The sequence below is a fragment of the Mucilaginibacter galii genome, from assembly GCF_014635825.1.
In the GTDB taxonomy this organism is placed as follows: domain Bacteria; phylum Bacteroidota; class Bacteroidia; order Sphingobacteriales; family Sphingobacteriaceae; genus Mucilaginibacter; species Mucilaginibacter galii.
On the sequence record NZ_BMDO01000012.1, the window covers coordinates 1 to 25,793 of the forward strand.

Sequence of the window (25,793 nt, forward strand, 5' to 3'; positions counted from 1 at the left end):
CTATTACAACTGGGAAAGGCCACATCAAGGTATAGGCGGTAAAAAACCTATCGAAATGACCACCCTAAACAACATATCTTAAATCATCTGTTTGTCCTCGAATTACTAAACCCTTACAGCAATGACGGTAAAGAGGCTTTCTCGAAATGTCAACCCTCCAATCACTTCCAAGCCGTTGAATAAATCTTATCTTTGGAAAAAATTAATAATTATGTACGAATCTCTAAAGTACCTGCATTCGGGTTTCAGGTTTTTGGTATTGTTGCTGGTGGTGCTGGCTATTGTTCAATCGTTAGCCGGTTGGTTAGGCAAAAAAGCTTACACAGAAGGTAACCGCAAGATCAACCTGTTTGCCATGATATCGGTGCACACGCAACTATTGATTGGATTGGCGGTATACTTTGTAAGTCCTCTGGTGCATTTTGCCAAAACCACAATGAAAGACCCGCTTGCCCGTTATTGGACAGTAGAGCATATTTCTATGATGATATTTGCTATCATCTTGATAACCATAGGACACAGTAAATCAAAAAAAGCATTACTGCCCGAGGGTAAGCACCGTGCTATTGCCATTTTTTACACGTTAGCTGTTGTGGTTATTATCGTAGCTATTATACAGAGTAAAAGACCGTTTTTTGCTATAACAGGCCTATAAAACAATATTTAATTCGGCTTAACGCAGTTATACCGAATTATTGTGCTTTGGAAAAATAATTTCACAAATAATTTGCAAGCTCATATTTCTTCCTATATTTGCTACTGTAAATGACAACAAAATTAAATAACCTAACTTGGTGGCACCTTAACAATAAGGCAGCCCGGTAGGTTTATTGAATTAGAAAAGATTAAGCAATTATAAACCCTGATTTGAGACCCGGCGCCAACCACGCCGGGTTTTTTCGTTTAATTGATTTTTTTAGATACTAATGCAACAGTTTAAATTAAATACCACCTATAAAAAGCTACTGGCCGATACCACCACACCGGTGAGCATTTACCTGCGCCTGCGCGATATATTTCCCAACTCTTTACTGCTCGAAAGTTCGGACTACCACAGCCGCGATAACAGCCTGAGCTTTATTTGCTGCGAACCTATTGCGGGCATGGTGCTTAACAAAGGGGTGCTCACCCAGCAATTCCCCGATGGCAGCGAGGTGAAGTTTGACGAAGGGCAATTTAACCTAGTAGATGAGATAGACGCATTTTTAAAGCGTTTTGAAACCGATACCCTGCCCATTAAAATTATTTCGAACGGTTTGTTCGGCTATTTTACCCACGAAGCGGTAGAGCATTACGAAACCATCCGCCTTAAAAAGGTAGAGCATGATGCCCGGCAGATTCCCGAAATGCAGTACCATGTGTACCGGTACATTATAGCGGTAGACCATTTCAAGAACGAGCTGTATATTTTCCAGAACCAGTATGGCGACACTGCCGATGAGAAAGGCATCGAGAAAATGCAGTACCTGCTCAAGAACAAAGATTTTCCGGAGTATTATTTCCAAAGTAAAGACCAGGAGCAATCTAACCTGACCGACCAGGGCTTTATGGATATTGTGGAAAAAATGAAGCAGCACATTTACCGGGGCGATGTTTTCCAGATCGTACCATCTAGAGCCTTTTCACAGGCTTTTTCGGGAGATGAGTTTAACGTTTACCGGGCGCTGCGTTCAATCAATCCGTCACCATACTTGTTCTATTTCGATTATGGCGATTTCCGCATTTTCGGCTCATCGCCCGAGGCACAGATCACCATTAAAAACCGGGTAGCCAGTATCTTCCCAATAGCAGGAACCTTTAAGCGTACAGGCGATGACGAGAAGGATGCCGAAGCTGCCCGCGCCCTGGAGAATGACCCTAAGGAATCGGCCGAGCACGTCATGCTGGTTGACCTGGCCCGTAACGATCTAAGCCGCCATTGCCAGCAGGTAGAAGTGAAAGCCTTTAAGCAGGTGCAATACTACTCGCACCTTATTCACCTGGTATCGCATGTAAGCGGCGTGTTAAAGCCCGATGTTTCATCGTTCAAGATTGTGGCTGATACTTTTCCGGCCGGTACACTGAGCGGTGCGCCAAAGTTCAGGGCTATGGAAATTATTGATGAGAACGAAAACATCAAGCGCAGTTTCTACAGTGGTGCCATTGGGTACCTAGGTTTCAACGGCGATTTTAATCACGCCATTATGATCCGTTCGTTGTTAAGCAAGAACAACACGCTGCACTACCAGGCCGGTGCCGGCATTGTAGCCGACTCGGTACCCGAAAGCGAACTGAACGAGGTGAATAACAAAGTTGCCGCCCTGCGAAAAGCCATTGAGCTGGCGCAGGAAATTTAGGTTGCGAGGGGCGGGGATGAAAAAGGTGCGGGGAGCGGGGATGAAAGGTGCGGAGAGTGGAGGATGAAAGATGTGCCTGTCAGTCTGAGCTTGTCGAAGACTTAGCGCGAGTACAGGTCTTGGACAAACTCAGACAGACAAAAACCGGAACACGAAATTTAACTCTTATGATGCCCTTAATAAGGCAATTACTGAAAAAGTAATTTTTTGAAGTTTTTTAAAGTTTTTTGAATAAAATGAGTGATTTGATAAATAATAGTGAAGCAGGAAACTCCCCCTTCAGGGGGGCGGGGGGTAAAGTTTTGATCATCGATAATTACGATTCATTTACCTACAATCTGGTACATTTGGTGAACGAGTTGGGCATTGAATGCGAAGTTTGGCGCAACGACCAGTTTAAACTGGAAGATGTTGACAGGTTCGATAAGATCATTTTGTCGCCCGGTCCGGGCATTCCATCTGAGGCTGGTTTGCTGTTGGATGTCATCAAAACCTATGCACCTACTAAGAGTATTTTTGGCGTGTGCTTAGGGCAACAGGCTATAGCTGAGGCGTTTGGTGGTGAACTATATAATTTGAGCCGACCTATGCACGGTATATCAACCCCCATTAAAGTAACCGATGGAGAGGAGCAATTATTCAAGGGTTTGCCCGGCAACATCAGTGTTGGCCGTTATCACTCCTGGGTGGTTTCTGAAAAAGGATTGCCCGAAGTGCTAACCATTACCGCTATCGATGAAAAGGATAACTCAATCATGGCTTTGCGGCATAAAACGCTGGATGTTAGAGGAGTACAGTTTCACCCCGAATCGGTTTTGACAGAGTACGGTAAAGAGATGATGGGCAATTGGTTAGCCCCCCAACCCCCTAAAGAGGGAGTTGAATAGATACTTACACGTCATTGCTTCGTACCTCGCAATGACGTAAATTGCAATTTATGACAATCTTAGATCAAATAGTACAAAAGAAAAAGAAGGAAGTAGCTGCAGCTAAGCTCATTACCTCTTATATACACTTGGAAGAACGCGAGATGTTCGTGCGAGAACCCTTGTCGTTCAAGGAGTTCCTGCTCGACCCTGAACGTTCAGGCATTATTGCCGAATTTAAGCGTAAATCGCCTTCTAAAGGCATTATTAACGACCAGGTAAAGGTTAGGGATGTAACGCAGGGCTATGTAGCGGCGGGTGCTTCGGCCTTATCGGTATTAACCGACAGGCACTTTTTTATGGGTGCTAAGCGCGATCTGCTGGAAGCCCGCAAATTTAACAACATCCCTATCCTGCGTAAGGATTTCATGATTGATGAGTATCAGATCATTGAAGCAAAAACCCTGGGAGCAGACGTTATCTTGCTGATAGCCGCCATTTTAACGCCGGAAGAAGTAAAGCAGTTTGCTGCTTTGGCCAAAAGCATTGGCCTGAATACCCTGCTGGAAGTGCACAACCTCGAAGAACTCGAACGCAGCATTTGCGATAACCTGGATGCTATAGGTGTAAATAACCGCAACCTGGCCGATTTCAGCGTATCGGTAGATACCTCGTTCCAATTAGCCGGGCATATCCCCGCGGGTGTTCTTAAAATTTCGGAGAGCGCCATCAGCAATACGCATGTCATCAGGCAGTTGAAAGAAGCTGGCTTTAATGGTTTCCTCATTGGTGAGAACTTTATGCGTCAGCCCGATCCGGGTTTAGCCATGCAAGAATTTGTGAATGAGTTGCGCTAACCTGCTATAATGGCACCTCATGGCCTTGTTTGCCTGCAACTTAGCCGGTTTTTAGCAAGTTGGCATTTTGATTGTTAGATAACTGTTAATGAAACAAAAATTTTACGATACTGCGTTAAAGCAGGAAACCGCTGTACTGGTAGGTATTATAACTCCAGGACAAACCGACGAGCAAACCAAAGAATACCTGGAAGAGCTTGAGTTTTTGGTGGAGACTGCCGGCGGTAAAACAGTTAAATCGTTTACTCAACGTATGCAACGGCCGGAGCGGGCTACTTTTGTGGGTACCGGTAAGCTGGAAGAGATACAGGCTTACGTTAAAGCCGAAGAGATAGATATGGTGGTATTCGATGATGAATTATCGCCTTCACAATTGCGAAATATAGAAGCCGAGTTAGGCGTCAAAATACTGGACAGGAGTAACTTAATCCTCGATATTTTTGCCGGGCGTGCACAAACCGCGCAGGCTAAAACACAGGTAGAACTGGCTCAGTTACAATACCTTTTACCACGCTTAACCCGTTTATGGACCCACTTAGAGCGTCAAAAAGGTGGGATTGGTATGCGCGGACCTGGTGAGTCGCAAATAGAAACGGATAGGCGTTTGATTTTGAATAAGATTTCTTTGCTGAAAGAAAGGCTGAAAGAGATAGATAAGCAAAACGAAACGCAGCGTAAAAACCGTCATCAGTTAATACGCGTTGCTTTAGTAGGATATACGAACGTAGGTAAATCTACTATTATGAACATGATCTCCAAATCGGAGGTGTTTGCCGAGAATAAGCTTTTTGCAACCTTGGATACCACGGTGAGGAAAGTGGTGATTGAGAACCTGCCTTTTTTACTGTCAGACACGGTAGGGTTCATCCGTAAGCTGCCTCACCATTTGGTAGAATGCTTTAAATCTACCTTGGATGAAGTACGCGAGGCCGATGTACTGGTTCACGTAGTAGATGTATCGCATCCTCATTTCGAAGATCAGATTAACACGGTGAACGAAACGCTGAAAGATATTGGTGCCATTGATAAGCCGGTTATTACCGTGTTTAATAAGATGGATGCCTACCAGCCAACCCAAATTAACCCGGATGAGCCGGAGCAAATGCTAACGCTCGAAGAGTTTAAACATACTTGGATGGCAGCTAATAACAGCCCGGCTATCTTTATATCTGCATTGAAGAAGGAAAATGTAGATGAATTCAGAAAGTTATTATATGATAAGGTTGTAGCCTTGCATACGGTAAGATATCCGTACGATCATTTGTTATACTAAGCAATACCAGCCCCCTGAATAGTGATTACAAAAAAGCACTTCGTTAAACCCGGGATGCTTTTTTTATGGGATAAATTGCAGGTTATCGAAGAAATAGTTGAATCGAATTAGGCTTTAGATTCCGGAAAATTGAGGTAGAAGGTCGTACCCTCACCTATAACGGTTTCATACCATACCCGTCCGCCGGCATTTTCTATAGAGTTTTTTACAAAGGCCAGTCCTAAACCTGTACCCGAACTTTTAGTGGTAAAGTTAGGTTCAAAAATACGTTGGTGCAGGTTTTCGGGGATGCCGTTACCATTGTCCTGTATCTTCAGCAAAATGCTGTTGCGGTTAATGGTGTTGTTCACGTTAATGACGCCTAAACGCTCGGGAGGCATGGCCTCAATAGCATTTTTAAGCAGGTTGTTAAAGCAGCGCAATAGCTGGTCGCGGTCGGCATTAACCATGAACGGTGTTTCGGGCGTCTCATAATTGATCTGCACGTTTTCCATGTGCTTGAATATGGTAATGGCCTGGCCTAAAGTGTCGAACAAGTTTAAACGCTCCATCCGGGTATCAGGCATTTTGGCAAAAGCCGAAAACTCAGAAGCTATAGACGACAAGCTTTCTATCTGTTCCACAAACGATTTACTGAAACGCTCAAACTTTGTATCGAATTTTGGATCTTTATCCTTCCACGATTTTTCGAGCAGCTGTAAGCCCAGTTTAAGTGGCGTAAGCGGGTTTTTAATTTCGTGGGCTACTTGTTTGGCCATTTCGCGCCATGCGCTTTCCCGTTCTGATTGTGCCAGGCGGTTGGCGCTATTCTCCAGAGCCGCAATCATTTTATTATACTCTTTAACCAGAGCGCCAATTTCATCGTGCCTGTCCCACTTTATCGGCTCATTCTTTTTACCGTAAATGGTTTTGCTCAGGTTAAGCTGTATAAAGCTAAGTGGCGTAGTAATTTGCCTGGCTACTAACACCGCAAACATACCTATGGCCAAAAATATGAAGGCGTAGATGTTGATCATGGAGTTTAAGAACGACCCCATACGTTCATAATAATCGGCCTCGTTAGAAAAGTAAGGAAGCTGCAGAAAGGCTACAGTAACGTTGTTGGCATTGCGCACCGGCACATAAGCCGTTTTGTAATTCAATTCTCCAATACGCTCATTATTGATCAGGAGCGATTTTTGCAGCTTGCTCAGCATAATGTAAGCCTTGGCGTGCATGCGTTTGGCTAAAATACCATAGTCGTAAATTTTGGGCTGCGTTGAAAGTACAGCCACGCCATCGGTATTAAAGAGGATGAGATCGGTAGAAAAGTTTTCGGCAAAATTATTGAATTTCACTTGCGTATCTTCATCAATGTGGCCAAGTTCATCTAAAAAGCTGTTCTCAAATTTCGAAGCAATAGCCGTTACCTTATCACTGATCATGTCGTCTTGTTGATCCTGGTATTGAGCTTTAATGGATATGTAAGTAATTATACCTACCAAGGCCAGGGTAACCACAACAGCAAATATCATAGAAAACTGTATGCGGGTGCGGTAAAGTACATGCTCAAAGTGCAGCCCAAAGTTCCAACGGATGCTGTCGGTAGTAATCTTAATTAATGTAATACGGTTCCAGAGCCAACTGAACAATATTACAAATGCGCTGAATGCCAAGAGTACAATAAAGAAGAAGGTAAAGGAGGCTATATACGATAATGAGTTATTATCTACTTTGGATACCACGATAACCTTACGCTGGCTGGGCTGATAAACCAGGTGACTGTACCGGGTTAAACGCTGGTACCAGGGCTTGGTATCATCTTCCTGGTTGCTGTAAGTGGTTTTGAAAAAGTAAGTTTTAAGTTTGCCCTTAAATTCGGTATTGATAACGTTGTAATTATATTTTCCGTTTTGGCTAAGTAACCTATCATCGCTGTAAAAGGCGTACGAATAGTCTTTAAACCTTACATCAGGACTCAACTGGTTATCTACCAGTAATTCTGGAAAGTTACTATTAGAGTGTATAGGTTTTGATTTGAGCTCAACAATTACAGTACCCAAATTAGCGTCTTTATTGTAAACCGGCAGTATGGCAAAGTAGCTTTGAAAACCGAAACGTTCATTTTCGCGGTAGAAATAATTGGATAGCTTAAAGGAGCTTACAATCACCATTTCTTTAAATACATCCAGCACGTAATCATTTTGTGGAGATCGGGGCTGCCCGGCGGCATCAAATTCATATACCTTGCAATCGTAGTCAGAAAGGTAGCCGTCGAAATAAAGCTTTTTAAAGCGGTTTTTTAAGTAACCCGGGCTATAATCATTATCTTTAAAATACCTGGTAAGCACAGGATCGGCCACAATTTGCTTTTCAACCGTGCTGAAAATACGCTTTATCTTAGGGTTGTCTATGTTTTCGAGCTGGGAGATGAGTTGCTTGCGGGTGCCTTTTTCTTTAACCGATTCAAAGTAATTGAGCTTGATAGATGCTATCCATGCGCAGATCAGCACCATGGCCACAAAAGATACGGCATTAAGATCGCCGTGCTGGTAACGGTTGGCGTATACCCTTATAAACACCAGCAAAGCCCATAGCAAGTAAAATACCGTAAAGCTGTAAATAAATGATAGCCCTGTAACCAGCAATATGGCACTTATAAATATACCCAGCTTAACCCGTGGCTTTATGAGCAAATGGGTATCTACCGCCAAAAGTGTATCAACCAGTAAATAAAAAATGAGGAATCCAAAGCACGACATTAGTACGCCCAGCATACTGTATCCCGAAAGGTTAAGCACATTATTTACATCGAAGCTTATTTGCGATTGGATAACCAGCTTATTAAACAGGTGAATTAACAAGGTTGATACGGCAATAAGTAACAATATACCCCCCGAAAAAATAGCGTAACCAGCAACCGTTCCGGGAGTATGCCTGAGTATTTTATTGCGGTGATTGTAAATATAGACCACCAGCCAAAGCATGAACAAAACGTTGAGGCAAAAATCGCCCAGGGAAGGAAAGGTGTTGTTAAGCGAGTATAGACCCGGACTAAACAGATCTGAAACACCCCTGAAATCGGGCAAATGCAGGTATAGGTTAACCCAGCGGATAATAATGATACAAACCGCCATTAATGCAAACGACAGCAAAACCTGCCTTTGGTGCATAAAATAATTACATACACTGGTTACCAGCAGGCACAAGGTAATAAGTGCAGCAAGCCATAAACCCACTTCAATACCAAGGTTAGCATGGTCATGCGATTTAGGGTTGAGCTTTACCGAAAAAAGGTAGGTTTTTTGGAGATTATGTATATGGTAAACATCTTTATCGCCCAGGTCGGCAACTTCAAGGTTATTGTTGTTGAGCAGGCCCGGTTCGAAAGTGTTTTTAAGGTAATGGTTTTGGACTTTGAAATTGCTTTTTACAAAAATGAAGGCAAGGGCTGTAAAATTACCTTCGGTTTTGCGTATGGCTTCATAATAGCCATTATTGAGTTTTACAAACGATGCGCCTTCTTTATATACTTTGAAATTTTCGGGTATAACTTTGATGCCCGTCCAAAAGGCCAGTTTGTTGTTTTTGTAAGTGAGCAGCCAAATGCGCTTTTGTATGGTAACCTCTTCTATCTCGTTGAGCGCTTGCTGGTAGTTTTTATCGGGCAGGACTTTCAGGGCGGCAAAATGTTTTTCGCCAAATAATTTAGCTACTGCGGCTTCGCGCTTATTCAGGTTGCTCTCAAGCTGGCGGGCACTTTTTAAAAAACCATCATTGGGGGTGTGGCTGTTACGTAATACTATTGCCGTTAGCAGTAAGCTGGCAAACAGTAATGCCAATAGTATACGAATTTTAGCGTAGGTAGTCAACGTGGTAGCAGATGTATGTTTATTGCATCAAATATATCATAAAAAACAAAAGCCACTTTAGTTTGTGGCTTTGCAAAATAAAGCCCGGTACTCCAAATGAAACCGGGCATTATATATTTAAATTATACCGTTAAGCTTGCGGTTGCGGCAGCACGGTCTACCTTTTTAACCAAACCCTGCAACACATTGCCCGGCCCAACCTCGGTAAAAGAAGTGGCGCCGTCTTCAAGCATGTGCATTACAGTTTGGGTCCAGCGTACCGGCCCGGTCAACTGGGCAATTAAATTCTTTTTGATCAATGCGGCATCAGTATATGGTTTGGCATCAATGTTTTGGTAAATAGGGCAAACCGGCTCCTGAATGTTAGTATTCACAATGGCATGCTCCAGTTCTACCCGTGCCGATTCCATTAATGGCGAGTGAAAAGCACCGCCCACGTTTAATACCAACGCACGTTTTGCACCTGCAGCCTTCATTTTTTCGCACGCCAGCTCAACACCGGCAATAGTACCTGAAATGACCAGCTGGCCCGGGCAATTGTAATTAGCCGGTACAACTACTTCGCTTACCTGCTCACAAATATCTTCCACGGTAAAATCATCTAACCCTAAAACGGCCGCCATAGTAGAAGGTTGTATTTCGCAGGCTTTTTGCATCGCGTTGGCACGTGCGGCTACTAACTTTAAGCCGTCTTCAAAAGACAGTGCTCCGGCCGATACCAGGGCCGAAAACTCGCCCAAAGAATGACCTGCAACCATTTCGGGCTTAAACTCGTTGCCGGCTACCTTGGCTAAAATAACCGAGTGCAAAAATATGGCGGGTTGGGTAACGTTGGTTTGTTTAAGATCTTCGTCGGTACCACTAAACATCAAGTCGGTAATGCGGAAGCCTAAAATTTCGTTTGCCTGTTCAAATAACTGGCGGGCTTCGTCATGATTATCGTACAGGTCTTTACCCATACCTACAAACTGGGCACCCTGCCCTGGGAATATATATGCTTTCATTGTTAATTAGACCCCCCCAACCCCCTGAAGGGGGAGCTTTTTATACGTTCCCCCTTCAGGGGGTTAGGGGGTTTAGCTTAATTTGCTGGTGATCAACTGTAAAAATTCAGTTCTTGTCTTCTCTTTATAGAACTCGCCGCTAAAGGCCGAAGTGGTAGTTACCGAGTTTTGCTTTTGCACGCCGCGCATGCTCATGCACAGGTGGCGGCATTCTATAACCACACCTACGCCCAGGGGCTGCAAGGTGTCTTGTATACAATCCCTGATTTCGTTGGTTAAGCGTTCCTGTACCTGCAGCCTGCGCGAAAACACATCAACAATGCGCGGTATTTTACTTAAGCCCACCACATGGCCGTTAGGAATGTAAGCTACATGAGCCTTACCAAAAAACGGCAGCATATGGTGTTCACACATAGAGTATACCTCAATGTCTTTCACCACTACCATTTGGCTGTATTCCTCCTTAAACATAGCCGAAGTCAGGATCTCTTTGGCGTTGAGATCGTAGCCTTGGGTAAGATAAAGCATGGCTTTGGCCATACGCTCGGGGGTTTTTAATAAACCTTCACGGGTAGGGTCTTCGCCTATATGTTCTAAAACCTGGTGGTAGTTGGCCGATAGGCTGGTGATGAGCTCCGGGTTGTACCGGTCTATCTTTTTGTAACCGTTTATCCCTGCATCGCGGTCGGGCAGGTTATCGTCGTCGTCAATCATAGTATGCGTTAATCGCCAAAGTATTCGGCACTATTATTTTCGGTTTCAAATAATCTAACGGAGTGCAAAAACACACCATCGTATGCCTCGATAGGTGCCTTTAGCTGGTTAAATATTTCTATACACAAGATTTCGGTGGAGGCCATTTTGCCCTGCATAAAGTCTACATCCTTATTCAGGTTTTTATGATCCAGCTTTTCAATCACGTAATCGTTTATAATTACTTTGAGCTCTTTAAGATCAATTAAGTAGCCTGTGGCATGGGTAATTTCGCCTTTAACGGTTACAAACAAATTATAATTATGGCCGTGCCAGTTGGGGTTGGCACATTTTCCAAAAACTTCCTGGTTTTTTTCAGCGCTCCATTCTTCCCGGTACATCCGGTGTGCGGCATTAAAATGTTCTTTGCGCGTAATATGAATCATCATAACAATTATTGGGTGCAAATATACAAAACAAAAACAGGCAAGTTGTTTTATCTTAGCCAGTATGAAGATATTAGTAGTGGCCGCAACGAGGGAGGAGATAGCCGGCGTTTTAGGGTGCGGGGTGCGGGGTGCGGGGATCGAAGTGTTTGGATTAGGAAGTAAAGTATTTGGTGAAGAAAGCAGGATTTCGGAGCACCCCGAAGCTTCTCCGCACCCCGCACCCCGCTCTTCGCACCTCGATCCCCCCACCCCGCACCCCTCACCTAAAATCCTCATCACCGGCGTGGGCATGGTGGCTACAGCTTTTGCGTTGGGCAGGCATCTGGCAACTCATCAGTACGATTTAGCCATTAACCTGGGCATTGCCGGGAGCTTTGACCGTAACATTCCTCTTGGTACGGTGGTAGAGATTACCGAAGATACTTTTACCGAGTTGGGTGCCGAAGACGATAGCCGTTTTATTACATTGGATGCCTTGGGCTTTGGCCAAACTAAATTTACCGCCACTGCTAAATTAGCTGATTACTATACTAACGATAAGCCATGGAAGGTAACCGCTGCTACGGTAAATACGGTACATGGTGAAGAAGCATCAATAGCGAAACTGCACCAGCGCGCTGCACCACAACTGGAGAGCATGGAAGGTGCGGCTTTCTTTTACGCCTGCCAACAGGCGGGTGTACCGGCGTTGCAAATCAGGGCGGTGTCAAATTATGTAGAAAAGCGTAACCGCGATGCCTGGAAAATAGGGCTGGCCGTTAAAAATCTGAATACCTTTGCGGAGAGCTTGTTAAGTGGTTTAGGGAGCGAAGATTGAAGGTACGAAGAGCGGGGTTTAAAGCCGGACGTTCTGTCTTGATGTATAATCCCCCGCTCCCCGAACCTCTTAACCCTAAAACCAACAAACTATGAAATTAACACTCGGCTTTTCGCCCTGCCCTAACGACACGTTTATTTTTGATGCGTTAATTCATCATAAAATTGATACCGAAGGTTTAGAATTTGAGGTGTTTTATGATGATGTGGAAACGCTTAACCATAAAGCCATACACGGCGAGCTGGATGTAACCAAGCTAAGCTATCATGCCTTTGCTTACGTAGCTAACCAATACGTATTGCTTGATGCCGGCAGTGCCCTGGGCTTTGGTGTTGGTCCGTTGCTAATCTGTAAAGGCGATGAACAAAAGGCTTACGAAGACCTGAAATCTGAAAACCGCACCATCCGCATAGGTATACCGGGTAAATATACCACGGCTAATTTCCTTTTGAGCCTGGCTTTCCCTAATGCGGTGAATAAACAGGAGATCGTATTCTCAGATATTGAACAGGCTTTGCTGGATGATAGGATTGAGGTGGGATTAATAATTCATGAAAACCGCTTTACTTACCAGGACAAAGGGCTTAAAAAAATATTAGACCTGGGCGATTACTGGGAAAAAGAAACCGGCTGTGCCATCCCCTTAGGCGGTATTGTAGCCAACCGTAAATTACCGTTAGACGTGCAGCACAAAGTTAACCGCGTACTGCGCCGCTCGGTAGAGTTTGCCTTTGCCAACCCAAAATCAGGACTGGAGTTTATTAAACAGCACGCTCAGGAAATGAGCGAAGAGGTAATGTACAAGCACATAGACCTGTATGTAAACCAATATTCGCTCGATTTAGGCATAGAAGGTAAAAAAGCAATTCAATTACTGTTTGATACCGCAAAGGAAAAAGAGATCATTCCCGAAATTAAACACGAATTGTTTTTAACGCCGCTGGTTTAAAACTCAACGTGTGCCCTTATGGAGAATACATTTACCGGCCCCCTGTCTTTATTGTAGGCAGGGTTAGCTATAAATTGGTAGTCGGGCGTAAGCCATAATTTCTTTTGATAGGCGTCTATCTTGTAGTAGAGCTCGGCAATCATCTCCGGGCGGTAGTTTAACCTGCCATCGCCAATAATAAAACCATAACCGCCGGCCTCTAAATAATTACGGTGCGGGCCCGAAATGCCGTTGCCTACAAACGCCAGGCCCAATTCGTCGTTACTGCGTTTCCATGAGTTGCCTTTTAATACGCTGCCAAAGCTTAATGAACGGTCAATTTCGGTGAAAAACCAGGTTTCTGTATGGCCATCGTTATAACTGGCCTTTGCAAAAATGCCCAGGCTTGGGGTAATATACTGTTCGGCATTAATGCCAAAGCCCCATTTGCTATGACCATAGTAATTTACGGCATCAATATCGGGTGCTGCAGGGTTGGTGCTCACCGCCTCGCGGTAGTTGCCCATTTTGCCCTTGTTGTAAAAGCCAAGTATCCTTAGCGTACCATTTTGATTGTTCAACAGATAGCGACGTTCGTATTCGAGCGTTTGCGTATTGGCTTTGCTTATTTTTTCATCTAACACCGAGCCGTTGGCTTGGGTGGGTACCATAGTAAAAGCGTAGCGCAGGGTCCAGTTAGGCTGGCCTAATTCGGCAAAGAGGCCCATAATGTAACCGCGCGTGTTAGCCGGATAATCCCATGCACCATTGCTCATGAGTGACCAGTTCATGAACTGGGTACGAGGGTCATGGCTAAAGGTATTGCCATCAAAAAAGTCGCTCATGCCAAATTTACCCGCCGTAAGCGACAGGTAGCGTTTGCTGCGGGTCCCGGCCAGTTGATTGGCTTCATCGTCAAGCGTGTCGCGCCCGGTTCCCCATTCAAAGTTTTGCGTTAAATAAAGGCGGGCTATATAAATTTTAGGTTCGGCACTGCCTACCCTGAAGGTTTCGCCATTTGGAAAGCCGGCCACACCCAGGGTTTGGCTAAAACCTGCACCGCCTGACATTTCGGGGTTAAAGTAAGCCTCTGCACCTTTCCAAAGGCGGGCACCGCCAAATAGCGTAGTGGTTAATGAGGATGCCGTTTCGTGGGTTTTTAACAAGCTGTTTTGGCCGGAGTACGCGGCGCTAAAGGCAGGCTTGGTTTGCGTAATAATTGTTTGCTGAAAGTGCAGGTTAAAGCGTTGTTGTTTAACCGTATCGGTTTGGGCATGCGCGGCCGTGGCTGCGCCCAAAAGCAGTAGAAGTAAAAAGTGTGGTTTCATGCGTAAGTACAAAACTTTATGTAAATGTAAAGCATTTACATAAAGGCTTCGGTCGCTCAGGCAAAGTCTAATCGTATTCTAATACAGCGAAGTAATGGTCGTGACTTTAAGGCGCTAAGCTCGGCCTTCCCATTCGGCATAAAACTGGTCTAAAAAGGTTTCCATAAACGCATGCCGTTGTTCGGCCAGCTTTTGCGCAGTGGCCGTGTTCATCTTATCTTTTAATAAAAGCAGCTTTTCGTAAAAGTGGTTTATGGTAGGGGCGGTAGTGCTCTTATACTCCTCTTTAGTCATATTAAGATTTGCGCTAACCTCTGGGTTATGCATTTCGCGACCCTTAAACCCGCCGTAGTTGAAAGCGCGGGCTACGCCAATAGCACCAATGGCATCCAACCTATCGGCATCCTGCACCACATCCAACTCTGGTGAGCTGAACTTTTTACCCTCGAAACTGGCCTTGAACGACATATGCCTGATAATTTGCGTCACATGCTCAATCACATCGGCATCAACGCTTTGGCTTTGCAAAAAGCTAATAGCCGTACGCGGGCCAATTTCTTCATCGCCGCCATGAAATTTAGCGTCGGCTATGTCATGTAGCAGGGCGGCCAGCTCTACTATCAGCATATTGGCAGGTTCGGTTTGGGCAATGAGTTTGGCATTGTTCCATACCCGTAAAATGTGCCACCAATCGTGCCCGCCTTCGGCGTTTTGCAAGGTTTGGCGCACATAGGCAGCCGTATTTTCGATAAGTAGTTGGGAATTCATGCTGTTATATTTTGCTCGTTGGAGGCAAATATAACAGCATGAATTTAATTATGCGCTCACCGATGATGAACCTACCAGTTGCAATACTTCGGCATCATCGGCTTTGATCAATTCAATCAAATCAACCTCGAGTACCTGGGCAATTTGATAAAGGCGCTCTAAGGTTATTTTGGTATAACCTAATTCAATTTTACTGTAGGCATTTTGAGAGATATTAAGCTTCATGGCCAAATATTCTTGGGTGTAATTTAAATGCTCCCTGATCTTTCTAATATTTACAGCAACAGATTTAATCTTGTTATTAATTATTTCCTTACCCATGTCATCAATCTATATTAATGACATTACTTACGAGGTAAAACAACGTGCGGTTTTAAGAAGATAATTTTATTGATAAAATATTAAATAAATTAACTCAAAAAGTAATTTAGTGCTGATTGTTAGTAAGTTGTAATAATAGCCGGCAGTAAAGTGGTCATATCAAGGGGTACCGGGTTGCTGGCCCAAATGGGTTTGCGTTGGCGGTACGAATCGTAAACCTGCTTTTGCGTGGCAGCACTGGCCTTGCCATCGGGCATAATGAGGTTTACAGTGAAAGAGATCACAAAATCATGCAGTTTTTCATCATCTGGAATGATCCATTTGCGGTCCGATTTCTTCAACGCATCAATAAAAGGAACGGCAATGGTATAATCATCGGCGTAATACACCACAATTTTTTTGATGGCTCCTTTAGGATCGGCAGTGAATTTTAAAACAGCAGTGCCGGTAGCCTTGGTTTTTTTTAGCTCTTCGGGAATAACAACGTTCTTTTTAAAAAAGTCCATCATTACATCCTTACCTCCCTGAAAAGGAAAAGCCATAGTTTGCTGCGCACGGCTGTAGGCGGCCGTTAACAATAAGGCCGCCATAAAAAGTAAACGTTTCATTTATTCTGTTTTAGGTTCGCGTTTGCTGCCTTCGTAAATAGTATACTCTAATAAGCGGCAGTCTAGCTTACCGTTGTAAAATTCAATGCGGCGGGTAGCGGCCAGTCCAATACGTTTGGCCAGGTCGGGGTTACCGGTAAACACATAACCACGGTAACCTTTACACTGCTGCTTCATAAAGTCGCCTATGCGGGCATAGGTACCTTCCAGCTTGGTATGTACACCCAGGCGTTCGCCATACTCAGGGTTAAACATAATTACGCCTTTTTCTTCGGGCACTACGGTATCGGCAAAATCACAAACATCAAAATCAATCAAATGTTCTACACCGGCAGTGTTGGCATTTTTGCGGGCAATATCCACGGCATCGGCCGATATATCGGTGGCAATGATCTTAAAGTTAGTCACCTTTTTAGCTTTATCTTTCAGTTTACGGCGCTCGGCAAAAAATACTTGCTCATCGTAACCCATTACGTGCATAAACCCATAGTTCATCCTGAAAAGGCCCGGGTGCTTATCGGTAGCTAACAACGCGGCCTCAATAGCCAGGGTGCCCGAACCACACATGGGGTTAATAAAGGTGCTTTGCCTGTCCCAACCGGTTGCCATAATGGTAGAGGTAGCCAGGGCTTCCAACATAGGAGCCTTACCAGGTATTTTACGGTAACTGTGTTTGGCCAGGGTTTCGCCGCTGGTATCTACAAAAATATCGGCTTTATCGTCTTGCCAATATAAGTGAACTACCGCTTTATTTAATTCGGGACCGGAGTTTGGGCGTAAGCCTTTTTGTGCTTTAATGCGGTCTACAATGGCATCTTTTACCTTTACGTTGGCATACAAAGGGGTGAGAATATGCTCATTGTTTACATTAGAGGTAATAGAAAAATAGCCGCTAAAATCTATCAGCTTTTCCCATTCTAACTGTACCAGTTCGTTATATAAACGTTGCGGATCGGCAGCCTCAAAGCTGTGCAGCAGGTACAAGATCTGGCTGGCGCAGCGCAGGTTTAAATTGAGGGGGATGCAATCATTGATGGTACCCAGCAGTTCAACACCGGTTTGAAACGTGCGGGTAACTTTATAGCCCAGGGCCTCTACCTCTTGCTGCAGGTAGCCCGAGAGGCGCTTGTTGCAGGTAATTATGATTTTACTTTTGTCTTGAAAAACATTCATGTGGCTGCAAATTTATGAATTAAAAAATGCCCGAAATACAATCTTACTTATTAACTTTACGTTTTACAACTTAGATATGGATATTAAAGGTAAAGTACACGAAGTAGCTCCAACCCAACAGGTTACTGAGTCGTTAAAAAAAAGAGAACTGATTGTTGAATATATTGAGAACCCGCAATACCCCGAATATTTAAAATTTGAGGCTATTCAGGATCGTTGCAATTTACTGGATAACGTACGTGTAGGCGACGACGTAGAGGTTTTTTTTAACCTGCGCGGCCGCCCATGGACCGATAAAACCGGCAAAAAGAGCTATTTTAACTCTATGCAGTTATGGAAAATTAACGTGTTAAGCGGCGGCGCCAGCAGCGCAACCCCAGAGCACGCATCACCTGTAGATATTAATTCTGCACCGGATGATGATGATTTGCCGTTCTAAATAGGAGTCAAGAGTACAGAGTCAGGAATACAGACTTAGATAAAAAAGCCATCTAAAATTAATTTTAGATGGCTTTTTTATTATGCAAGCGTTAAGGTGTCTTGACTCCTGACTCTATACTCCTGACTCTCTTCCTTACTCTTTCACAATTCTCTTCACTGCAGTTTTACCGCCTTGCTTCACTACTAAGTAAAACACACCGTTCAATCCCCAGGTAAAGCTTTTGTTGAATGCTGCTGTAGTGGCTTTTTCTTTCCAGATGATTTTGCCATCGCTATCGGTCAGTTGTACATCGGCAGCGGTTTTTGCCGGGAGGGTAAACGCTAAAGTGGTTTTACCGGCCGAAAACTGCGGCGTAAGCGTTAAATCCTGCAAATCCAGATCGCTTTTTTCTACACCCGACACTTTTTTGGCCGCTTCTGTAAAGGCCTCGGTTACGTGGTAGCTAACATGGGTGCTTATGCCGTCTTTATCGGTATTGTTGTAGTCAAAGTTTTGAGTATTGCCCATGCGCCTTATATGAAGCGGGCTGTTATTAAAGCGCAATGCGCCAAGCTGTCTGTCATGCGTGCCATCAGCTATCCTGAATTCCATATCGGGCAGGTTTCCCATACCATTTATGTTATCGCCTCTAAACTGATCAAGATTTAAAGGTAATCTGCCTTTGTTGACCGAATCGCGCTTATAGGTGTATACACGTACGCCAGAACTATCAAGATCAGCAAAACTAAGTTGCAGGTTTTGAAGGCGAGGGCCTTTTGGTTTTACCGTTTTGTTTATTTCGGTTAAAGCTTCCTGCTTTTCAGCGGGTTTCATGTCCTTTAAATTTTTGCCGTTAAAAGTGGTGTCGTTATTATGGATGGAAATATTTACCTCTTTATGCTTTTGTGCAAACAGCAGTTGCGGCAGGGCAAGGGCTACCACTATACCCGCTGTAAACAGCACTTCGAAACTGGAATTAAATAAACGCTTTTTCATGTTTATGATGTTTAAGTTGAGCAATAAGTAAAGGTAATTATTGTTAATAATCAATAGGTTATAAAGCGGTTCTCAAATTTGTTAAAAATTGTTAAAATGGTGTGCTCCGCCGTATTTTAAGTTAATTTTGTTGAAGCATGAAGAAAAGGAGTATAGGTTTAATTATGAGCTTAATGGGTTTTGCCCTGTTAGGGGTAATAGCCATGCAATACTTTTTTCTGCGCCAGTCATACCAGTTGCAGTCCGAATTATTTGACCGCGATGTGCACGAGGCGCTTAATACCGTAGTATCAAAACTTACCCGGCAGGATGCCAACCAATTTTTGAACAAAAAGGCCGACAGCGTTAAAATAAGCGCGAGCCGCTTTGAGATCAGGATAACCAAAAAAGCACCCAAAGTTACAACGCCTGCCGTGGCCGCTCACCAGCCTACCCATGCAGAAATACGCAAACTGCACGACCGCCGCATAGCCCAGTTAAAAGACAGCCTGCAACGCATTATTTTGCGCGCCAAGGTTGACGAAGAATTGTACGGTACCACGCAGGAGGATATGGTTAACGTACGTTACCGCTTTGAAGAATATACCGACGATTTTGGTAACGTACACCAGCGGATACTGCCGCCAGAGGTTACAAACGTAACCGGCAACGCGGCAAATAAGCGCAAAGGCAAGGTGAACAAATATGATACATCATACTATTCGTACCCCGATCCGCAGCTTGGCCGCCAGGTAGTGGCCGTTACCACCATTAACCCTATTTGGCAGCGCGAGCATAACCGTAAGCTTAAACAGCAGCGTGCCCGTCAAATAAAGGAAATGCTCCGGGCCGATTCGCTTGCCCAGCTTCAGCATATAAGCACCAGCACTACGGTGATGGAAAACCTGGCCGAAGAGTATAAAAAAGCCGATCAGCCTTTAAAAAACCGGATCAATACCTTATGGCTCGATTCGTTGCTGCGCTTTGAACTGGCTAATAAAGGTATTACCCTGCCATTTAGTTACGAGGTAAGCACTACCAATAACGATTCGCTCATATTTTCTAAGGCTTATGATATGATGGGGCAAAAGCCCGTTTTCAATGTATCTGAAACTTACCGCACCCCCATATTTACCCAGGATGTAATTAACGATCCGGGCCGTTTACAGGTTTATTTTCCCGATAAAAATTCGCACATTATTAACACCATGACCTATATGCTGTCTATCAGCGGTGGGTTGTTGCTGGTGCTGATCTTTTGCTTTGGTTATACCATTTTTTCTATACTGCGCCAAAAGAAGATCTCGGAAATGAAAACCGATTTCATCAATAACATGACGCATGAGTTTAAAACGCCGGTATCTACCATTATGATAGCCAGCGAGGCGTTGAAAGACCAGGAGATCATTGCCGATAAGGCCCGCGTTGCCCGTTTGGCTAACATTATTTATGAGGAGAATGAGCGTTTGGGCAGCCACATTGAACGCGTATTAAATATTGCCCGTATTGAAAAGAACGACTTTAGGCTGGATAAAAAGCCGGTGGAGGTGAACGAACTGATTACAGACGTGCTCGACAGTATGCAGCTTAAACTGCAAAAGAACAACGCCGAGGTTGATTTGCACCTGGATGCCGATTACGATGTAATTGAGGCCGACGAACTGCATTTCTCAAACGTAATTTATAACCTGGTTGATAACGCCATTAAATACAGTCGCGAAAATCCGCATCTCACTATATCTACCTTAAATAAGGGCAACCAACTTATTATAAGGGTTGCCGATAAGGGTATAGGCATGAGCCGCGACCAGCAGGCTAAAATATTTGAGCAGTTTTACCGCGTACCCACCGGTAACCTGCACGATGTAAAGGGCTTTGGCCTGGGGCTGAGCTACGTGAACACTATTGTGAAGCGGTTAGAGGGAATGATTAGTGTACGCTCTGAAAAAGAGAAAGGCTCAGAATTTGAACTGAAATTCAACGTAACTGCATGAAAAAAATATTACTGGTAGAAGACGACCCTAACCTGGGTAACCTGTTGCAAGACTACCTGCAGCTGAAAGGTAAGTTTGAAGTAGTGCTGTGTACCGATGGCGATGCCGGTTTAAAAGAGTTTACCAAAAGCGAGTTCGACCTGCTTATTCTGGATGTGATGATGCCTAAGAAAGATGGATTTACTTTGGGTAAAGAAGTTAGGAAAATGAACCAGAACGTGCCTATTATTTTTGCCACGGCCAAAGCCATGATCGAAGATAAAACCCAGGCCTTTGGTTTAGGCGGCGATGACTATATTACCAAGCCCTTTCGTATAGAAGAATTGCTGCTGCGTATTAATGCCCTGCTTAAACGTACGGCAGCAGATGGCGATAAGGAAGAACAAAAGCCAACCCAGTTCAAAGTTGGCAAATACGATTTCGATTTTACCTCGCAGGTTATCAACTCTGATAGTGGCCAGCAAAAGCTTTCTACCAAAGAAGCCGCCCTGCTGCGCCTGCTTTGCCTGCATAAAAACGAAGTGCTTACCCGCGAAGAAGCCTTGCTTAACATCTGGAATGATGATAACTACTTCAACGGCCGCAGCATGGATGTTTTCCTGAGTAAAATTCGCAAGTATTTAAAAGACGACCCGCGTGTAGAGATCATTAACGTGCATGGCAGGGGTTATAAGTTGCTGGTTAATTAGTTTTGTCAGTCTGAGCTTGTCGAAGACCTATACGCTTTGCTAAGTTTTCGACAAGCTCAAACTGACACGTTGGACATAAGGTTTACTATAATTAAAAGTAGATTGTAAGCTTAGATATATCTAAATATCTCTTTTTAATGTCCTTTTAAGTCTAAATTCTATTTTCAGAGGTGTATTCACTGCATCTTTCTCAAATCCATAACCATTGCGCCTGTTTGTAACAAATAAGTTAGGTAAAACTGCGTTTTTGTGCGGTTTTAATTGAATAAGTTTGCGGTAACGCTAATTAACTTATTCAAAATATGAAAAAAACCTTACTTTTTTCGTTGTTAACCGCTGGTATAAGCCTTTCGGCAGCAGCACAAGAAGTGATTGACCAGGCCGCGGTTCAAAAAATACGCGAAGAGGGACTTAATCGCTCCCAAGTGATGAAAACCGCTTTTTATTTAACCGATGTAGCCGGTCCGCGTTTGTCGGGCTCACCGGGTTTAAAAAACGCACAAAACTGGGCAGTAAAAGAATTGCAAGGTTACGGACTGGTTAACGCCAAGTTAGAGCCCTGGGGTAAGTTTGGTAAAGGCTGGCAAGTGAACAAAAACTATGCGGCTATTACGGTGCCTTACTATCATGCTATTATCGCCATCCCTAAAGCATGGACCAGTAGTACTAAAGGCCCTGTAAAAGGCGATGTAATGCTCATCAAAATAGATACCCTTACCGATCTGCCTAAATATAAAGGCCAGTTAAACGGCAAAATTGTAATTATAGATAATAATGCACCTGCGCTGGTGCGCAGCAAGAACCCCGATCTTTCCCGCTATACCGATGAAGAGCTGGCCAAAATGGCTGCTACCACACCGCAACCTGCAGGCGGTCGCGGACCACGGCCGGCCGGTAACCCGCAAATGGCCGCCTTTATGGCTGCCCGTGCCAAGGCTGCAGCTATGCGTGGTGCCATTAGCTCATTTTTACAACAAGAGAACGTGGCTTTAATACTAAGCCAGGGCCGCGGTACCGATGGTACCGTATTTACCACCAATGGTGCATCATACGCCGATACGGCCAAAACGGCCTTGCCCGAGTTGGAGACCAGTGGTGAAGATTTTCTGCGTATAGTACGCTTACTGCGTGCCGGCCAAAAAGTACAAATGGAGGCCGATGTGCAAACCCAGTTTTTCACCAACGATTTGCAAGGCTATAACGTAATTGCCGAAATACCCGGCACCGACAAAAAGCTGAAAGAGCAGGTGGTAATGATAGGCGGTCACTTTGATTCATGGCATGCAGGCACTGGCGCTACCGATAATGCCGCAGGCAGCGCCGTAATGATGGAAGCCATGCGCATATTAAAAGCTACCGGCTTTAAACCAAAACGTACTATCCGTATTGCTTTATGGAGTTCAGAAGAGCAGGGCTTATATGGTTCACGTGGTTATGTAGCAGCTCATTTCGGTAAAAAAGATTCATTAAAGGCCGAGCAATCTAAAGTATCTGCTTACTATAACCTGGATAATGGTACCGGTAAAATACGCGGTGTGTATTTGCAAGGTAACGCAGCTGTTGGCCCAATTTTCCAAAGCTATCTGGAGCCCTTTAAAGATTTAGGTGCTACCACGGTTACCATCAGCAATACCGGCGGCACCGATCACCAGTCGTTCGATGCGGTGAACATCCCGGGTTTCCAGTTCATTCAGGATGGTATGGATTACAACACCCGTACCCACCACAGCAACCAGGATACTTACGATCGCCTGGTAGAGGATGACCTGAAACAAGCAGCTACCATCGTAGCTTCGTTTGTTTACCATACCGCACAACGTGCCGAAATGCTGCCGCGCAAAGAGGCGCCAAAAGCTACCGGCACCAACTAAGATTTTTTAATTTTTATTGTGATTTTGAAAGCAGGTAATCCGCAAGGGATGCCTGCTTTTTTGTTGTGCGGAAAAATGAAGAAATATCTAATTTTTTGGAGATAAAGTGTAATTGCGTCAACAAATATGTAATGCTTTAAACCTTAAATAATGTTGCCTGCGCCAAAAACATAAAAGGTGTAATAATATTTATAGCTTAGTTCCATCAACAATTATATTAGATTGAATCTCTTTTTATACATCTACGCCTCGCTTGTTTTTTGCTTTACCTTGTTGCCATTAGTAAGAAACGATTATTGGATATTCAGGGTATTTGATTACCCTCGTTTACAAAAACTCGTGCTGGTAGCGCTGTGCCTATTTTTTTGGGTAACTTACTTTTCGGGCCCATCGCTTAACTATTGGGTAGGGATAGGTGTATTAAGCGTTATCATTGTTTATTTAATTGTACTTATACTGCCATTTACCCCCTTGAGTAAAAAGCAGGTACTCAATGCTGTTGACGATTTGCCCCAGCAGGGCATTGCCATCATGATCTCCAACGTGTTCGAAGATAACCTGAACACCCGCGGTTGCCTAGAAGAAATACATAAAGCTGATCCTGATCTATTGATCCTGCTTGAAACCAACAAGCGCTGGGAGCAGGAAACGGCCTCATTAGCAAATGATTACCCGCATTTTGTGAGGGTGCCTTTAGAGAACACCTACGGGTTGTTGCTGTATTCTAAGTTACAGTTAGAAGATACGCATATTAAATACCTGGTACAGGATGATATTCCTTCCATTCATACCAAAATACGCTTACGTAACGGGCAGCAGGTTCAGCTTTTTGCCGTACACCCTACGCCGCCTGTTCCACAGGAAAATGTACGGTCTACCGAGCGTGATAAAGAACTATTGCTGGTGGCCGATTTGGCCAAGGCATCCAAACTCCCGGTTATTGTAGCCGGCGATTTGAACGATGTGGCCTGGAGCCATACCACCGAATTGTTCCTGAAAATGAGTGGTTTGTTAGATCCCCGCCGTGGTCGTGGCTTTTTTAATTCATTTCATGCACATTACCCTTTCTTAAGGTTCCCGTTAGATCATGCTTTTTCCTCCGAGCATTTTAAGCTGAAGGAAATCAAGCGCTTATCTAATTTCGGATCCGACCACTTTCCTATATACTTAAAGCTGCAATATGAAGCCCAGGCTGCAGCTCAGCAGGAGCCCATGCACCCTGACATCGACGAGGTGGCCGAAGCGCAGGAGAAAAAATCGAAATTGTAATACCCCGAAGGACAATAACATAATGGAGACACAGATTTTAAAAAAGTGCTTATTAATATTTGCTGGCTTTTGCGCATTGTCGCTATTACACAGCAGTAAGAGCTTAGCGCAGGATGCATTGACGGATAGCAGTAAATCAAAATTTACAAACATTCAGGTGCTGCCTCAGTTTCCGGGAGGTACTCAAGCCTTGCATGATTTTATAGCCAAAAATGTTATTTATCCAAAAAAAGCGCTTAAAAAAGACATTGAAGGACAAGTTGATGTAACATTTGTTGTAGAAAGGGATGGTTCCTTATCTCATGTGAAAACTGTTGGTAATCCCAATCCATTATTGGTTCGTGAGGCAGTCAGGTTAATTAAATCTTCACCTAAATGGTCGCCCGGTATGCAAGATAATAGAACAGTGAGGGTTCAGTATACAGTGCCAATTGTTTTTAGGTTACAGTAATTGTAAGCGCTAATCATTACTCAATTTATGCAAAAAATAGTTGTATTAACCGGCGCAGGCATCAGCGCCGAAAGCGGCCTCAAAACCTTTCGCGATAGCGACGGCTTGTGGGAAGGCTATAATATTGAAGATGTAGCCACGCCGCAGGCTTGGGAGCGTAACCCAGCCTTAGTTCAGCAATTTTACAATGAACGTCGTAAATCGGTTTTAGAGGCCAGCCCCAACGCGGCTCATTACGCATTAGTAAAGCTGCAGGAAAAGTACGACGTTACCATCATTACCCAAAACATTGACGACCTGCATGAGCGTGCCGGTTCAACAAAGGTGGTGCATTTACATGGTATCATTACCCGCTCACAATCGAGCCTTAACGCCGAGTTTACTTATCCTATTAACGGGTGGGAAATTAAGATGGATGAGGTATGCGAACTGGGGTCGCCATTAAGGGCGCATGTGGTGTGGTTTGGCGAAGATGTTCCCATGATAGAAACTGCTGCCCGGCTGTGCAGCACTGCCGACATTTTTATGCTGATAGGTACCTCCCTGGCCGTTTACCCTGCCGCCGGCTTAATTAATTATGTGCCTTCGCCGGTTACGAAATATATAATCGATCCGCATATTCCTTACCTGCAAAGCAACCGTAACATCAGGGCTATAGAACAAAAGGCTACGGTTGGGGTGCCTGCGGTAGTAGCGCAACTATTGGAGGCTGTATGATCTGTATAAGTTCCGGTAGTACAACAGTGAATATGATATAAAAACCATGTCATTGCGAGGAGCGGTAGCGACGTGGCAATCTCTTTATGCTTTGTTACCTAGCGTCGGAGATTGCCACGCTACGCTCGCAATGA

General features: G+C 44.2%; 24 protein-coding genes. 14 read left to right on the top strand and 10 right to left on the bottom strand.

The window, feature by feature from the left end:
* Positions 1–211 precede the first annotated feature (211 nt).
* The 5 genes from IEV61_RS17720 (at position 212) to hflX (ending at position 5,332) form a co-directional block, all read left to right on the top strand.
* Positions 212–655: a cytochrome B gene (locus tag IEV61_RS17720; protein ID WP_188418396.1), complete on the top strand. Its 444-nt coding sequence runs from the start codon at positions 212–214 to the stop codon at positions 653–655.
* A gap of 271 nt (positions 656–926) precedes the next feature.
* Positions 927–2,336 carry an anthranilate synthase component I family protein gene (locus tag IEV61_RS17725; RefSeq protein ID WP_188418397.1) on the top strand — a complete coding sequence of 470 codons (1,410 nt, stop codon included), beginning with the start codon at positions 927–929 and terminating at the stop codon, positions 2,334–2,336.
* A 236-nt stretch (positions 2,337–2,572) separates the two neighbouring features.
* Positions 2,573–3,223 carry an anthranilate synthase component II gene (locus IEV61_RS17730; RefSeq protein ID WP_188418398.1) on the top strand — a complete coding sequence of 217 codons (651 nt, stop codon included), beginning with the start codon at positions 2,573–2,575 and terminating at the stop codon, positions 3,221–3,223.
* A 50-nt stretch (positions 3,224–3,273) separates the two neighbouring features.
* Positions 3,274–4,059 (top strand): indole-3-glycerol phosphate synthase TrpC, encoded by a 786-nt coding sequence (gene trpC, locus IEV61_RS17735; protein ID WP_188418399.1) that lies wholly within the window; start codon positions 3,274–3,276, stop codon positions 4,057–4,059.
* Positions 4,060–4,147: 88 nt separating this feature from the next.
* Positions 4,148–5,332 carry a GTPase HflX gene (gene hflX, locus IEV61_RS17740; protein ID WP_188418400.1) on the top strand — a complete coding sequence of 395 codons (1,185 nt, stop codon included), beginning with the start codon at positions 4,148–4,150 and terminating at the stop codon, positions 5,330–5,332.
* A 107-nt stretch (positions 5,333–5,439) separates the two neighbouring features.
* Here the strand turns inward: hflX and IEV61_RS17745 are convergent, their stop codons facing one another.
* From IEV61_RS17745 to IEV61_RS17760, 4 genes are all read right to left on the bottom strand, one after another.
* Positions 5,440–9,153 (bottom strand): sensor histidine kinase, encoded by a 3,714-nt coding sequence (locus IEV61_RS17745; RefSeq protein WP_188418401.1) that lies wholly within the window; start codon positions 9,151–9,153, stop codon positions 5,440–5,442.
* Between the two features lie 152 nt (positions 9,154–9,305).
* The gene (gene fabD / locus IEV61_RS17750; RefSeq protein ID WP_188418402.1) at positions 9,306–10,187 is read right to left on the bottom strand and encodes an ACP S-malonyltransferase; all 882 of its coding nucleotides are present in this window, start codon (positions 10,185–10,187) and stop codon (positions 9,306–9,308) included.
* A 72-nt stretch (positions 10,188–10,259) separates the two neighbouring features.
* Positions 10,260–10,901 (bottom strand): GTP cyclohydrolase I FolE, encoded by a 642-nt coding sequence (gene folE, locus IEV61_RS17755; RefSeq protein ID WP_188418403.1) that lies wholly within the window; start codon positions 10,899–10,901, stop codon positions 10,260–10,262.
* Between the two features lie 8 nt (positions 10,902–10,909).
* Positions 10,910–11,326, bottom strand: a complete 417-nt coding sequence (locus IEV61_RS17760; RefSeq protein ID WP_188418514.1) for a 6-pyruvoyl trahydropterin synthase family protein — start codon at positions 11,324–11,326, stop codon at positions 10,910–10,912.
* Between the two features lie 64 nt (positions 11,327–11,390).
* Between IEV61_RS17760 and mqnB the strand changes: the two genes are divergently transcribed.
* Together mqnB and IEV61_RS17770 are read left to right on the top strand one after the other, a co-directional pair.
* A complete protein-coding gene (gene mqnB, locus IEV61_RS17765; RefSeq protein WP_188418404.1) occupies positions 11,391–12,146 on the top strand; it encodes a futalosine hydrolase in 756 nt (251 codons plus the stop codon).
* Positions 12,147–12,237: 91 nt separating this feature from the next.
* A complete protein-coding gene (locus IEV61_RS17770; RefSeq protein ID WP_188418405.1) occupies positions 12,238–13,095 on the top strand; it encodes a menaquinone biosynthesis family protein in 858 nt (285 codons plus the stop codon).
* On the opposite strand, the gene IEV61_RS17775 is transcribed toward IEV61_RS17770, so the two are convergent.
* From IEV61_RS17775 to IEV61_RS17795, 5 genes are all read right to left on the bottom strand, one after another.
* Positions 13,092–14,402 carry a carbohydrate porin gene (locus IEV61_RS17775; RefSeq protein ID WP_188418406.1) on the bottom strand — a complete coding sequence of 437 codons (1,311 nt, stop codon included), beginning with the start codon at positions 14,400–14,402 and terminating at the stop codon, positions 13,092–13,094. The two genes, IEV61_RS17770 and IEV61_RS17775, sit on opposite strands and share 4 nt — an antisense overlap.
* Positions 14,403–14,516: 114 nt before the next feature.
* Positions 14,517–15,170, bottom strand: a complete 654-nt coding sequence (locus IEV61_RS17780) for an HD domain-containing protein (RefSeq protein ID WP_188418407.1) — start codon at positions 15,168–15,170, stop codon at positions 14,517–14,519.
* Between the two features lie 48 nt (positions 15,171–15,218).
* The gene (locus IEV61_RS17785) at positions 15,219–15,491 is read right to left on the bottom strand and encodes a helix-turn-helix domain-containing protein (protein ID WP_188418408.1); all 273 of its coding nucleotides are present in this window, start codon (positions 15,489–15,491) and stop codon (positions 15,219–15,221) included.
* Positions 15,492–15,610: 119 nt separating this feature from the next.
* Positions 15,611–16,099 (bottom strand): hypothetical protein, encoded by a 489-nt coding sequence (locus tag IEV61_RS17790; RefSeq protein WP_188418409.1) that lies wholly within the window; start codon positions 16,097–16,099, stop codon positions 15,611–15,613.
* Positions 16,100–17,272, bottom strand: a complete 1,173-nt coding sequence (locus IEV61_RS17795; RefSeq protein WP_188418410.1) for a THUMP domain-containing class I SAM-dependent RNA methyltransferase — start codon at positions 17,270–17,272, stop codon at positions 16,100–16,102.
* A 76-nt stretch (positions 17,273–17,348) separates the two neighbouring features.
* Between IEV61_RS17795 and IEV61_RS17800 the strand changes: the two genes are divergently transcribed.
* A complete protein-coding gene (locus IEV61_RS17800; protein WP_188418411.1) occupies positions 17,349–17,711 on the top strand; it encodes a DUF3127 domain-containing protein in 363 nt (120 codons plus the stop codon).
* Positions 17,712–17,846: 135 nt separating this feature from the next.
* Here IEV61_RS17800 and IEV61_RS17805 read toward each other — a convergent pair whose 3' ends face one another.
* A complete protein-coding gene (locus tag IEV61_RS17805; RefSeq protein ID WP_188418412.1) occupies positions 17,847–18,689 on the bottom strand; it encodes a T9SS type A sorting domain-containing protein in 843 nt (280 codons plus the stop codon).
* Between the two features lie 137 nt (positions 18,690–18,826).
* Between IEV61_RS17805 and IEV61_RS17810 the strand changes: the two genes are divergently transcribed.
* The 6 genes from IEV61_RS17810 (at position 18,827) to IEV61_RS17835 (ending at position 25,659) form a co-directional block, all read left to right on the top strand.
* Entirely contained in the window at positions 18,827–20,662 is a 1,836-nt protein-coding gene (locus IEV61_RS17810) for a sensor histidine kinase (RefSeq protein ID WP_229747196.1), read from the top strand.
* On the top strand, positions 20,659–21,351 hold the full coding sequence (locus tag IEV61_RS17815; RefSeq protein ID WP_188418413.1) for a response regulator transcription factor: 693 nt from the start codon (positions 20,659–20,661) through the stop codon (positions 21,349–21,351). The genes IEV61_RS17810 and IEV61_RS17815 overlap by 4 nt, the downstream gene beginning before the upstream one ends.
* 302 nt (positions 21,352–21,653) lie before the next feature.
* Positions 21,654–23,222: a M28 family metallopeptidase gene (locus IEV61_RS17820; RefSeq protein ID WP_188418414.1), complete on the top strand. Its 1,569-nt coding sequence runs from the start codon at positions 21,654–21,656 to the stop codon at positions 23,220–23,222.
* Positions 23,223–23,495: 273 nt separating this feature from the next.
* On the top strand, positions 23,496–24,491 hold the full coding sequence (locus IEV61_RS17825; RefSeq protein ID WP_229747197.1) for an endonuclease/exonuclease/phosphatase family protein: 996 nt from the start codon (positions 23,496–23,498) through the stop codon (positions 24,489–24,491).
* 22 nt (positions 24,492–24,513) lie between these two features.
* A complete protein-coding gene (locus IEV61_RS17830) occupies positions 24,514–24,942 on the top strand; it encodes an energy transducer TonB (RefSeq protein WP_188418416.1) in 429 nt (142 codons plus the stop codon).
* 27 nt (positions 24,943–24,969) lie between these two features.
* Complete coding sequence (locus IEV61_RS17835; RefSeq protein WP_188418417.1) at positions 24,970–25,659, top strand: SIR2 family NAD-dependent protein deacylase; 690 nt, start codon at positions 24,970–24,972, stop codon at positions 25,657–25,659.
* Positions 25,660–25,793: the final 134 nt, after the last annotated feature.